Below are 12,328 nucleotides of genomic sequence, written 5' to 3'. Positions count from 1 at the left end.
ACGAACACTGCCACATACACCGCGAACTCTATCCAACTTGCTATCTCGCCGAGTTGGACAATGCCCCATCTTCTCTGGCCCGGTTTAACAGGATCAGTCATTCCGCCTCCAAGGTTAGCTTGGTCCGCTTTCGGACCACCGCGTTGATGAACCCGGCACGTGCATCGGAGTGTCTTTGCCCCCGCGGTTCCAGCACGTGGCGCATTAAAAAGCGCCCGGTCAGTTCGAACCCGTCGAGCAAATCCTGATCCGACCAACCGCTTTGTTCTTCGCCGGCCCCGCGCAGAAACGGTGGCAGCCGCAAAAGCTTCTCGCGCCAGGGTTCGCCAGCCCGCCGCGACACCGCCCCGCCGGATTTCGGCGAGACGTAAATCAGCTCGGTGGTAACGCCCGACGCAGCACAGATCGTGAGGTCGAGGCCGAAGCCGAGTTCGGTCAGCATCGCCAGCTCGAACCGGACCAGATGGATCGCCGCCCCGCCCGCGTGATCGAAATCATCCAGCGTCCGTTCCAGCATCGCAAACATGCCTTCATGCGGGTCGCGCTCCGGCAGCAGGCGCGCCAACGCTGCCAGATGGGTCACGCCATAGGTCGCATGTGACGATGCGAGCAGGCTCGCTGCGCGCATGCGCGTTCCTTCCAGCACATAGGTGCCGAGGTGCTCGTCAAGCCGCGCCCGCCACAGCGCGTTGACCGAATTTCCGGGTTGTAACAACGGACGCATCCGTGATCCGGCTCCGCCACGCACAAGGCCGAGATGGCGCCCATGGCTGCGGGTCAAAAGCTCGACGATAGCCGCGGACTCGCCATGTCGCCGCACTCCGAGCACGATGCCATCGTCGGTCCATTCCATGGCGCCAGTCTACGGTATCCTGCCGTTTCGCAGCAATTCGATTGCAACGTCAGTGGAACCACTTTTCCGCGTCATCGGAGAATGAAAAATAAAGTCCGGCTCCGGCCAAACCGGTCGAAAACAGATCGACTAACAATGCCAGAGTCAGCCCATAGTTTAAGGAACCGAGCATCGAAAGCACCGAAAGCGCAAGCGCGACGACCAGCGCCCATCGCGCCCAATTCTTTCGTTGCCGTGCTGCAAGCCACACCAAAAGCAGAAAGAACACAAACACGATAACGACGAACGTGTCGGCGCTCACCGTAGCCGCCTGGTCGATCTCGGCCGACGGGCGTGCGATAAAAGCAGCCGACAACGTATCGATCAGGAGCGAAAGGTACAGCAGAACTTCAAACCGCAGCACGTTTCTAGGGATGGTCATTCCGTCGGCCTATTCCTTGGGAAACTCCAGTCCCATTTCTCGATAACGGTTCGGATCGTCGCCCCACTTCTCACGCACCTTCACGAACAGAAACAGGTGCACGGGCTGCCCGATGATCTCGCCGATCTCCTTGCGGGATTCGGCACCGATCGCCTTGATGGTCGCGCCGCTCTTTCCCAGAACGATCTTACGCTGACTGTCACGTTCAACAAAGATGGTCTGCTCGATACGAACCGTCTTATCGTTGCGTTCGGTCCAAGTGTCGGTCTCGACGGTTGATTGATACGGCAGTTCCTGATGCAGATGGCGGTAGATTTTCTCGCGGGTAATTTCGGCAGCGAGATGGCGCAATGGCGCGTCCGACACCTGGTCTTCCGGATAGTGAAACGGCCCTTCCGGAACGCGCCCGGCCAGCGCACGACGCAGATCATCGGTGCCGTCGCCCGACAACGCGGATACCATGAACGTATTCTCGAACGAGAGACGTTCGTTGGCCGCGCTGGTCAGCGCGAGCAGTTTTTCGCGGGGGACGAGGTCGATCTTGTTCAGCACCAGAATTTTCGGATGCGCCACGCCAGCTAGCTTCGTCAGGATGGCGTCGGCCTCGTCATCGATGCCCGCGCGCGCATCAAGAAGCACGCAGACGAGATCGGCGTCGTAGGCTCCGCTCCATGCGGTCGAAACCATGGCGCGATCGAGCCGCCGCTTCGGGACGAAGATACCGGGAGTATCGACCAGAATGATCTGGGCGTTGTTCTCGACAACGATGCCGCGGATCAACGCACGAGTGGTCTGCACCTTGCGCGAGACGATAGTGACTTTGGAGCCCACCAGCGCGTTCACCAGGGTCGACTTGCCGACGTTCGGTGCTCCGATCAACGCCACGAAACCGCATCGCGCAGCCGGGCCGGTCTCGCTCACTTGACACCTTCACGAGCGATCATGGCGGATGCCGCAGCCTTCTCCGCCGCACGCTTACTGCCGCCAATACCTTCCGAAGCCTCCAACCCCGGCAATTCCACCGCAACGCGGAAGCGCGGGTCGTGATGCGGCCCGGTGCGCTCCACTTCGCGGTAAACCGGCGTCGGCAGCCCCTTGCCCTGCGCCCACTCCTGCAGCACGGTCTTGGGATCGCGCAGCGGTCGCACTGGCTTGCGCATCCGCTCAAGCCAGTTGTGTTCGACGAAGGTAGCTGCCGCCGCATAGCCACCGTCGAGATAAACCGCCCCGATCACCGCCTCGCAGATGTCGCCGAGCACGGACCGGCGTAGCCGAGCCCCGGCGCCAGCGCCGACCGCGCCGAGCTTGACGCCCTCTTGCAGATCGAGCGACTTGGCAACGTCGATACATGTCTCCTTGCGCACCAGATCAGCCAGGCGCTTCGACAATTCGCCCTCGTCCGCCTGCGGGAAGGCACGGTAGAGCATGTCGGAAACCACCAGACCGAGCACGTGATCGCCGAGGAATTCAAGACGCTGGTAGCTATCGCAGCGTCCGCGCGATGACTTTAGCGCCGAGACATGGGTGAAAGCCGTCGTGAGCAGCGAGATATCAGCAAACTTATGACCCAACCGCTGTTCGATCGCGGCCATAATGGCTTTTGTGGTGGTCCGGGCTCGCTTCTTCTTCGGGGCAAGCGCCACCGGCTCCGCGCCGGATGGCACGGCTACGTCGTGGGGAGGCGGGACTGGCTTAATATCAGCCGATTCGTCGATCATCGCACGATAGAGAATATGCGATTCCAGCGCACCGCGGCGGGCCAGCGCCAAATCTGCCAGGCATGCTCACCCTCCGCGATCGAAAAGAAGATCATCTGCGCCCGTCCGACCAGATTCTCGAACGGCACATAACCAACCGCGGAGAGCACGCGGCTATCGGTCGAGTTATCGCGGTTGTCGCCCATCATGAAGAAATGGCCCGGCGGCACGGTGTAAACGTTGGTATTGTCGTAGAAGCCGTTATCGACGCAATCGAGCGTTTTGTAGGTGACACCGTTCGGCAGCGTTTCCTGCCACTGCTTTACGCGCGCCGTCGCATCGGAGCCGCAAGGGTCTTCACCCACGAAATCCGGCAACCGTTCGCGCTGCACCGGTGTGTCGTTGATGTAGAGCAGCCCCTCCTTCATCTGGATGTGGTCGCCCGGCAGCCCGATCACCCGCTTGATATAGTCGGTGGTGTTATCCTTCGGCAGACGAAACACCAGGACATCGCCCCTGTTCGGTTCAGAACCGAACACCCGCCCTGAAAACAGCGGCGGTGAGAATGGGATGGAATAATGACTGTAGCCGTATGAGTATTTCGAAACGAACAGGTAGTCACCTACCAATAGCGTCGCCTTCATCGAGCCCGAGGGGATGTTGAACGGCTGGAACAGAAAGGTCCGGATCACCAGTGCGATTAGGAGAGCGTGGATAACGACACGGACGGTCTCGCCGACGCCGCTTTCAGTTTTGGTTCCGGATGACACGCTCATCGTTTCCCTATCTCGGTGGCCGCCGCTTCAAAGCGATGGCAAAGCGTTTCAAGCGAAGCGTATCCGTTCCGCACAATAACGCAGTGAATTCTGGTATTTGGACGAACTCGCACGCAATTCTTCACGATTCGAGCTGATTCACCCTGATCGTGGTCCCTGCGGCGTTTTAGACGGTTGTTTACGACCGCGCAATCAACCGTGTCGTGAAAATCAGATAACTATCTGATAAATAGCATATTTTAGTTTAAGCCTATTGCTAGTCGACTCAAAACTTGCCCGGTGCAACGGCCGAAATTATGACGAAAGCCTGCGCTAACGGCCAGTCATCGGTAAGGCTCACGTCAATGCGGGCCTCAAGGCCGGAGGGCGTGAGCAGTTCCAGCCGCTTCAGCGCCCCGCCCGTGAGCCTCATAGAGGGTTGCCCGGTCGCCAGACTGATGACGCCCATGTCCTGCCACCATACGCCCTGCCGGATTCCGGTCCCAAGCGCCTTTGCGCACGCCTCCTTCGCGGCAAACCGTTTTGCATAGGTTGCAACCACCATCTTCTCATTGCTGGCGCGACGCTCGGCCTTCGCCCGCTCGACCTCCGTGAAGATCCGGTTGAGAAATCGATCCCCATGACGCTCCATGACTGTCGCCACGCGGCGAATATCGATCAAGTCGGAGCCGATGCCAATGATCATGCCGTCCGTATCTTCAACGTTGCGCGTCCGCGATCCATGGCCGCACGCATGGTGCGAACGGTCTCGGCGACGCCGACGAGCAACGCCTCGCCCATCATAAAGTATCCGATATTCAGTTCGACGATCTCGGGCAGAGCCGCGATCGTCTCCGCCGTCGCGTAATCGAGACCATGGCCGGCATGAACCTCAAGGCCCGCCGACTTGGCTAACGCCGCGCCTTCGACAATACGACGCCACTCGGCATCCGCCTTCTCTTTGTCATCCTCCACGACAGCATCGCACCAGCCACCGGTGTGAATCTCGATCACCGGCGCGTGCAGTTTCGCCGCAGCCTCAATCTGCCTGGGGTCGGCGGCGATGAACAGCGAGACCCGGATGCCGGCATCGTTCAGTTTCGCGATGAAAGGCGCCAGCGCGTTGTATTGGCCGGCCGCGTCGAGACCGCCCTCGGTGGTCAGCTCCTCCCGCCGCTCGGGGACCAGACAAACGGCGTGCGGTTTGGTGGCGAGCGCAATCCCTTGCATCTCCGCCGTCGCCGCCATCTCGAAATTGAGAGGCTTTGCAATTCCAGCCTTTAGCCGCGCCATGTCGGAGTCGCGAATATGACGGCGATCCTCGCGCAGGTGCGCGGTAATGCCGTCGGCGCCAGCCGCAATCGCCGCGAGCGCTATTCGCACCACATCCGGCCGATCGCCACCGCGCGCGTTACGGATGGTGGCGACGTGATCGACATTAACTCCTAGACGTATGGATGGAGGATGGGACATCAAAGAACTCTAATCTGCTTCGTATCGCGTTGGCTTAGCATCGCGACGTTAAACTAAAATGTGAGCAGTCAACTTTGCCGGTTTAGGAAGACAAACTGAGATTGCACATGAAGGCCGGTCGCGATCCATATCACTTTATTACTAGCCATTGACCCGCTCGACCCGTGCCACAACGTCCTTGGCACGTAACTGAGCGATGATGGCGCTGAGATGCTTGAGATCGTAGACCTCGAGATCGATGGTCATTTCGGTAAAGTCGGACGAGCGCCTCGTCATGCTGATATTGTCAATATTGCCATCGTGCTCGGCGATCACGGTCGCGACCTGCGCGAGGCTGCCGGGTTCGTTGAGGCTATCCAGCACGATGCGCGCCGGGAACCGCTGAGGCGTGGTGTCGTCGACGTCCCAACGAACGTCGAGCCAGCGCTCGGGCTCTTCCTCGAAATTCGTCAGCGCCGGCGACTGTATCGGATAGATTGTGATGCCCTCACCCGGCGTGATGATGCCGACGATACGATCACCCGGCACCGCGCCGCCACTGGGCGCGAACTTGATCGGCAAGCCCGAATTGATGCCGCCTATCGGAATCACCGCCGGGCCACGAGCCGGATCCGGCAGCGATTTCAATTTGAGTTTCGCCGCCAGGCTCTTCTTGACGCCTGGGCGCCCTAAGCGCTCCTCCTTGTAGTCTGGGTACATCGCGCGCGCGACATCGGCGGCGCGCATTTCCCCCCGCCCCACCGAAGCCATGACATCCTCAATCGTGGCGCGCGCCAACCGGGGCAACGCGCCGGTCAGCTTGTCGTCGGCGTATTCGATCTTCGCGCGGATGAACAGGCGTTCCACAATCCGCCGACCAAGACTGACATACTGACCGCGCACGGCGGCGCGCGTGGCGCGCCGGATCGCCGCCCGCGCTTTGCCGGTTGCCGCAAGCGATTCCCAGGCAGATGGCGGTGCGGACTGAGCGTCCGAAGTCAGAATCTCGACCTCGTCACCATTCTGCAATCGCGACGACAACGGCGCGAATTTGCCGTTGATCTTGCAACCCACCGTGCTGTTGCCGACGTCGGTATGCACGGCGTAGGCGAAGTCGATGACATTGGCGTGCCGCGGCAACGCGATCAACTTCCCCTTCGGCGTGAAGCAGAAGACCTGATCGTGAAACAATTCGAGCTTGGTATGTTCGAGGAACTCTTCCGGATTGGCGCTTTCCGATAGCATTTCGATGGTATGACGCAGCCATGCGAACGCATTGGACTCCCGATTGAGCAATTCGGTCGGCGATCCCGCGCCTTCCTTGTAAAAGGCATGTGCGGCGATGCCGAGCTCGGCGATGCAATCCATCTCCTCGGTTCGGAGCTGCAATTCGACACGCTGATTGCCCGGTCCAATCACCGTGGTGTGGATCGAGCGATAGTCGTTCTGCTTCGGCGTCGAGATATAGTCCTTGAAACGGCCTGGCACGACCGGCCACGTCATGTGGACCACACCGAGAGCGCGATAGCAGGCTTCGACATCGGGCACCACGACGCGAAATCCGAAAATATCGGAAAGCTGCTCGAACCCGACCGATTTCCGTTCCATCTTGGTCCAGATCGAAAACGGCTGCTTACGACGACCGCTTACCCGCGAAGCGATACCTTTGTTCGCAAGACTGGTCGTGAGCTGGCTCTCGATCTCGCCGATGAGGTTGCGGTTACGCTCGGCCAGCGCATCAAGCCGCTGCCCCACCACCGCGTGGGCTTCCGGATCGAGGGTCTGGAACGCCAGATCCTCAAGCTCCTCCCGCATCTCCTGCATACCCATGCGGCCTGCAAGGGGCGCGTAGATGTCGAGGGTTTCCTCGGCGATGCGCTGACGCGACATCGGCGGCACGAACTCAAGAGTACGCATGTTGTGCAGCCGATCCGCAAGCTTGATCAGCAGCACGCGGACGTCGTCAGCAATCGCCAGCAGCAGTTTGCGCAGATTTTCGGCCTGCTTGGCCTCGCGCGAGACCAGTTCCAGCCGTTTCAGCTTGGTCAGGCCCTCGACCAGCGCACCGATCTCTGGCCCGAACATGTTGTCGATCTCGGCGCGGGTGGCCTCGGTGTCCTCAATGGTATCGTGCAGCAGCGCCGCGACGATGGTGGCATCGTCGAGCTTGAGACCGGTCAGGATGGCCGCCACCTCAAGCGGATGGGAGAAATAGGGATCGCCCGACGCCCGTATCTGTTCGCCATGAGCTTTCATGGCATAGACGTAGGCTCGGTTCAGCAAATCCTCGTCTGTGTCCGGGTTGTAGGAGCGAACGCGTTCGACCAGGTCGTACTGACGCATCATTCGCGGGCGCGGCGGCTTGACGGGGGCAGCCGGCATCGGCGCCGCTGCGGCCGAGTCGGTCGCGGCCTCTATCTGTCGCCTTCTGCGAGGCCAACCTGTCATAGAACCAAGTGTCTTCATCGCCCGGAACCCGCCGTTCACCCTCCAGTGTCTATCCTAGATTGTCCCAACCGAAAGTCGAATTCGATCTTTAGGCGTACCAGATTTTGGTTATCAAAGCGGCCGCCGACCGTACGGCCTGGCTAAACGCAAAAGCCCGGACCGAGGTCCGGGCTTTTAAACCTTACTATCGGTGATGAGCCGATCATTCGTCCTCTTCTGGTTGTTCCTCGCGAGGCGCGAGTCCCTCCAGGCCTTTCAGCAGTTCTTCCTCCGTCATGCGCTCGACGGCAACCTCGGTATCGTCCGCATCGACGCTTGCCCCGGCTGAACCGATCAAAGGCACGGTGTCGGGCTCGGGCTCGTCAACCTCGACAAACTTCTGCAAGGAATGAACCAACTCTTCGCGCATATCCTCCGGGGAGATGGTCTGTTCGGCTATCTCGCGAAGCGCAACAACGGGATTTTTGTCGTTATCGCGGTCAATCGTAAGTTGCGAACCGGATGAAATCGTCCGCGCGCGATGTGCGGCCAAAAGAACTAGATCGAACCGGTTGTCGACCTTATCAATGCAATCTTCCACGGTGACGCGCGCCATCGCCTGTCGCTCCGTTGCAGGGCTGAAACTGGTGAATATATACGCTACGTATAGAGCGTTTGCGGGTTTCGCAACAGGGAATTTAGCATTTGGCGTGACGGCCGGTCTCTGATACCCGTTATTGGAGCCAGAAGGCCGGCGTCCGGAGAAGCGCCGAACGGGGTCCTGACCGGACAACAATTCGCTTCATTGCTTCTCCATCGTATCACGCTGCCTTTGCCTCAACCTCATTGCGCATATTGGCTTCTTCAGTCTGATCCGCAAGACGCGATGCATCATTGAACCGTGGGGCTGGATTCAGCCGCACCAATAACGCGAACAACGATCACGAGAACGCTCGATGCCATCTGCCTCCAACAAGATCGCGCTTTTCATCGATGGCGCCAATCTCTACGCAACAGCCAAGACGCTTGGCTTCGACATCGACTACAAGCGCCTCCTGAAAGAATTTCATTCCCGAGGCACCCTCATCCGCGCTTTCTATTACACGGCGATCATCGAGGATCAGGAATACTCATCGATAAGACCGTTGATCGACTGGCTTGACTACAACGGCTACACGGTGGTCACGAAAGCCACCAAGGAGTTCATCGACGCCAGCGGCCGTCGCAAGGTCAAGGGAAATATGGACATCGAACTTGCGGTCGATGCGATGGAGCTTGCCGAGCACGTTGATCAGATCGTGCTGTTCTCGGGCGACGGCGATTTCCGCTCTCTTGTCGAAGCGGTACAACGTCGCGGCGTTCGCGTGACCGTTGTTTCCACAATCGCAAGTCAGCCGCCGATGATCGCCGATGAGCTACGCCGTCAGGCCGACGTCTTCACCGATCTCGTTGAGTTGCAGTCGAAACTCGGCCGCGACCCGTCGGAGCGTCAATCGCGCCACCACGCGCCGCAGTTCCTGCAGCGCACCGCCACTATGGCACCCCGGGGCGATGACGACGACTTTGAGGACTGAAACACGCCCGCGCACCCGAACCTCTCGGTCCGGCGCGGCTTCCGCCAGTTCAGAACCAGGCCATGATTGTCCGCTCTGCCCGCGGCTGGTCGACTATCGCCTTTCGGTGCGGGCGCGCGAGCCGGATTGGTTCAACGCGCCCGTGCCCTCTTTTGGTGATCCAGACGCGGCCGTTCTGATCGTCGGCCTGGCGCCGGGCGTGCAAGGCGCCAACCGCACCGGACGACCCTTTACTGGAGACTATGCAGGCGACCTGCTTTACGCGACGCTTCTCAAATACGGCTTTGCCGCCGGACGTTACCAGGCCCGCCCCGACGATGGCCTCAAACTGGTCGATTGCCGCATTAGCAATGCAGTACGTTGCGTGCCGCCACAGAACAAACCTCTACCGGCCGAGATCAACACCTGCCGTGCGTTTCTCAGCGCCACACTTGCGACAATGCCCAGATTGCGAGCGATCGTCGCACTCGGCCGCGTCGCACACGATTCCGCGGTGAAGGCGCTCGGAGTCCGCGCTGCCGCCGCACCCTTCGCCCACGGCGCCGTGCATCCTGTCGGCGCGGTGAGCCTCTATGATAGCTATCATTGCTCGCGCTACAACACCAACACGCGCGTCCTGACGCCCGCAATGTTCGAGAGCGTATTCGCGCAGGTGCGTGCCGATCTGACCTGCCGCTGAAACTCCGGCAAGTCTATCCCGGCTCCGTGAAGCGGATTCCCATCATCTCGCCGTTTCGCCAGACGCGCTCGCATTCCCTCGGCGCTGAATTCGGCACCAGCGCGACGCCGAAACGCTTTGGCACAGTCAGGCCGGAGGCAATCACCAGGCGCGCGCCATCGTGGGAGATGTCCATCACCTCACACTCCGATTTGGATCTGCCCTCGACCGAGTCGAGCACAAGCCACGCTCGTTGATGCCGCCGACGCATCCGCCGAATCGCACGTTTCTGTTTGATGCGCATGTCGAGAGCAAATCACCTCAACCCTAAAATTAAGTTGAACCGATCCTTCAAAGTTTAACGACCGGATCGACCTCCGTCAGGCTTGCTACTCTCATCCCCTCGCCCGCAACAACCGGCCCTTTTCGCGGCCCCAGTCGCGCTTCTTCTCGGTCTCGCGCTTGTCGTGCAGTTTCTTGCCCTTGGCGATCGCCAGCAACAGCTTGGCCCGGCCGCGTTCGTTGAAATAGAGCTTGAGCGGAATCAGCGTCATCCCCTCACGATCGACCGCACCCATCAGCTTGTTGATCTGCTTCCTGTGCAGCAACAGCTTGCGCGGCCGCTTCGGCTCGTGATTGAAGCGGTTGGCTTGCAGATATTCGGGGATGTTGGAATTGATAAGCCAGATTTCGCCGTTCTTTGAATCGGCGTAGGATTCGGCAATCGTGGTCTTACCGTTACGGATCGATTTAACCTCCGTACCGGTCAGCGCAATGCCGGCTTCGACGGTATCCTCGATCGCATAGTTGAATCGCGCCTTGCGATTCTCCGCGACGACCTTGATGGCGCGCTCGCCTTTCTCGGCCATATCCCTGAAACCTCCAGGCGTTATCTTTCGAGGGACGGCGGCGACACCGATCTGGCGGCGTTGCGTCCTATACCTTCGCTTTCAGGAGATCGCGAATCTCGGTCAGCAGTTCTTCCTCGCGAGAAGGCTTCGGCGGCGCGGCAGGCGCTGCCTCATCCTTGCGCTTCAGCTTGTTCATGCCCTTGATGACCATGAAGAGGACGAAAGCGACAATCATAAAATTCAACGTCAGCGTGAGGAAGTTGCCCCAAGCCAATACCGCGCCTTGCTTCTTCGCATCCGCAAGGTTGGTCGCAGTAACGGTTTTCGAAAGACCAGTGAAATAGTTGGAGAAATCGAGACCGCCGGTAACGGCGCCGATGATCGGCATGATGACGTCGGCTACCATTGAGGACACAATGGCCCCGAAGGCGGCGCCGATGATGACGCCGACGGCGAGATCGACGACATTGCCCTTCATCGCAAATTCACGAAATTCTTTGAGCATCGCAATCTCCAGCAGTCCTTCACCGCCACGTGCGGCAGCAATTAGCCCCAAGTCAGTTCATCAAACCGGCATGGACCATGGCATCGCGGATGAGCTTTCCGGTCGGCGGGGTCACCGGCATCAGTGGCAGCCGCACGACTTCGTCGATCCGGTCGAGCAGCTTGAGCGCATGCTTTGCTCCGGCGAGACCAGGTTCCTTGAAAATAGCGTCATGCAGCGGCACCAGGCGGTCCTGAATTGCGAGCCCGGTGGTATAGTCGCCCTTCAGGACGGCGGACATCAGGCCCGCACACAATTTTGGCGCGACGTTCGCGACAACGGAGACGCAACCATGTCCGCCCGCCGCCATGAAGGCGAGCGCCGTCATATCCTCGCCCGACAACTGGATGAATTCTGGCCCCATCGCCCGGCGCTGCAGCGAGACCCGCGCCAGATTAGCGGTAGCATCCTTGACGCCGGCGATGTTCTTCAGTTCGAATAATCGCGCCATTGTCTCGACGGAAAGATCGACGACCGAGCGCGAGGGAATGTTGTAGATAATGATAGGAATACCAACCGCATCGTTCACGGTCTTGAAGTGTTGGTACAAACCTTCCTGGGTCGGCTTGTTGTAATACGGCGTCACCACCAGCACCGCGTCAGCGCCGGCCTTCTCGGCATGCAAGGCCAGATCGACGGCTTCGCGAGTCGAATTTGAACCCGCGCCCGCGATCACCGGCACACGACCCCCGGCCTCCTCGATGCACCATTCCACGACCTTGCGGTGTTCGTCGTGGCTCAGCGTCGGACTCTCACCAGTTGTGCCGACCGGCACAAGCCCGTGGATTCCTTCGGCGATCTGCCAACTCACCAGACTGCGAAAGGCGGCCTCGTCGACGGAGCCGTTCTTGAATGGCGTCACCAGAGCCGTATACGATCCTTGGAACTTCGCCTTGCTTGCCATTAGTCCGCTCCAACACGTTGCGCGGCTTCGCCGTCTGCCGATTTTGATGCTGGATCAGTCATATCGGGTCTGACGCTGCCACGAAAGGTCCACGGCTGAAGCCATGGCCGCGATTCCGCCGTTGTCGAGGCATATGATCGCAATGTCGGGGTTTTAGTGTTTTGTCCACACATTCAATGAAATAGTAAATAA

Annotated in this window: 15 protein-coding genes; 2 read left to right on the top strand and 13 right to left on the bottom strand. The window is 59.7% G+C overall.

Annotated elements, in window-relative coordinates:
- Positions 1 to 97 precede the first annotated feature (97 nt).
- The 9 genes from recO to rpoZ all read right to left on the bottom strand — a co-directional run bounded on the left by recO (position 98) and on the right by rpoZ (position 8,221).
- A complete protein-coding gene (gene recO, locus ACZ5IL_RS11175) occupies positions 98 to 853 on the bottom strand; it encodes a DNA repair protein RecO (RefSeq protein WP_464591406.1) in 756 nt (251 codons plus the stop codon).
- A 49-nt stretch (positions 854 to 902) separates the two neighbouring features.
- Entirely contained in the window at positions 903 to 1,274 is a 372-nt protein-coding gene (locus ACZ5IL_RS11170; RefSeq protein ID WP_464591404.1) for a hypothetical protein, read from the bottom strand.
- A 9-nt stretch (positions 1,275 to 1,283) separates the two neighbouring features.
- Positions 1,284 to 2,195, bottom strand: coding sequence for a GTPase Era (gene era / locus ACZ5IL_RS11165; protein ID WP_464591401.1), 912 nt, complete (start codon positions 2,193 to 2,195; stop codon positions 1,284 to 1,286).
- Positions 2,192 to 2,992 (bottom strand): ribonuclease III, encoded by an 801-nt coding sequence (gene rnc, locus ACZ5IL_RS11160; protein WP_079446757.1) that lies wholly within the window; start codon positions 2,990 to 2,992, stop codon positions 2,192 to 2,194. Before rnc ends, era begins: the two co-directional genes overlap by 4 nt.
- Complete coding sequence (gene lepB, locus ACZ5IL_RS11155; RefSeq protein ID WP_079446709.1) at positions 2,989 to 3,747, bottom strand: signal peptidase I; 759 nt, start codon at positions 3,745 to 3,747, stop codon at positions 2,989 to 2,991. The genes rnc and lepB overlap by 4 nt, the downstream gene beginning before the upstream one ends.
- A gap of 265 nt (positions 3,748 to 4,012) precedes the next feature.
- The gene (gene acpS, locus ACZ5IL_RS11150) at positions 4,013 to 4,432 is read right to left on the bottom strand and encodes a holo-ACP synthase (RefSeq protein ID WP_425904838.1); all 420 of its coding nucleotides are present in this window, start codon (positions 4,430 to 4,432) and stop codon (positions 4,013 to 4,015) included.
- Entirely contained in the window at positions 4,429 to 5,199 is a 771-nt protein-coding gene (locus ACZ5IL_RS11145) for a pyridoxine 5'-phosphate synthase (protein ID WP_464591398.1), read from the bottom strand. The genes acpS and ACZ5IL_RS11145 overlap by 4 nt, the downstream gene beginning before the upstream one ends.
- A 141-nt stretch (positions 5,200 to 5,340) precedes the next feature.
- Complete coding sequence (locus ACZ5IL_RS11140) at positions 5,341 to 7,626, bottom strand: RelA/SpoT family protein (RefSeq protein WP_464591396.1); 2,286 nt, start codon at positions 7,624 to 7,626, stop codon at positions 5,341 to 5,343.
- Positions 7,627 to 7,828: 202 nt separating this feature from the next.
- A complete protein-coding gene (gene rpoZ / locus ACZ5IL_RS11135; RefSeq protein WP_079446711.1) occupies positions 7,829 to 8,221 on the bottom strand; it encodes a DNA-directed RNA polymerase subunit omega in 393 nt (130 codons plus the stop codon).
- A gap of 340 nt (positions 8,222 to 8,561) precedes the next feature.
- On the opposite strand from rpoZ, the gene ACZ5IL_RS11130 reads away from it, so the two are divergent.
- On the top strand, positions 8,562 to 9,179 hold the full coding sequence (locus ACZ5IL_RS11130) for a LabA-like NYN domain-containing protein (RefSeq protein ID WP_464591393.1): 618 nt from the start codon (positions 8,562 to 8,564) through the stop codon (positions 9,177 to 9,179).
- A complete protein-coding gene (locus ACZ5IL_RS11125; protein ID WP_464591391.1) occupies positions 9,157 to 9,858 on the top strand; it encodes a uracil-DNA glycosylase in 702 nt (233 codons plus the stop codon). The genes ACZ5IL_RS11130 and ACZ5IL_RS11125 overlap by 23 nt, the downstream gene beginning before the upstream one ends.
- Before the next feature lie 13 nt (positions 9,859 to 9,871).
- Here the strand turns inward: ACZ5IL_RS11125 and ACZ5IL_RS11120 are convergent, their stop codons facing one another.
- The 4 genes from ACZ5IL_RS11120 to dapA all read right to left on the bottom strand — a co-directional run bounded on the left by ACZ5IL_RS11120 (position 9,872) and on the right by dapA (position 12,136).
- Positions 9,872 to 10,033 carry a hypothetical protein gene (locus ACZ5IL_RS11120; protein WP_425904848.1) on the bottom strand — a complete coding sequence of 54 codons (162 nt, stop codon included), beginning with the start codon at positions 10,031 to 10,033 and terminating at the stop codon, positions 9,872 to 9,874.
- Positions 10,034 to 10,232: 199 nt separating this feature from the next.
- Entirely contained in the window at positions 10,233 to 10,706 is a 474-nt protein-coding gene (gene smpB / locus ACZ5IL_RS11115; protein WP_079446714.1) for an SsrA-binding protein SmpB, read from the bottom strand.
- A gap of 67 nt (positions 10,707 to 10,773) precedes the next feature.
- Entirely contained in the window at positions 10,774 to 11,193 is a 420-nt protein-coding gene (gene mscL, locus ACZ5IL_RS11110) for a large conductance mechanosensitive channel protein MscL (RefSeq protein ID WP_464591388.1), read from the bottom strand.
- 52 nt (positions 11,194 to 11,245) lie between these two features.
- A complete protein-coding gene (gene dapA, locus ACZ5IL_RS11105; RefSeq protein ID WP_464591386.1) occupies positions 11,246 to 12,136 on the bottom strand; it encodes a 4-hydroxy-tetrahydrodipicolinate synthase in 891 nt (296 codons plus the stop codon).
- Positions 12,137 to 12,328: the final 192 nt, after the last annotated feature.

This window comes from Nitrobacter sp. CN101 (genome assembly GCF_055390255.1).
This window is presented reverse-complemented; position numbering and strand designations above follow the sequence as displayed.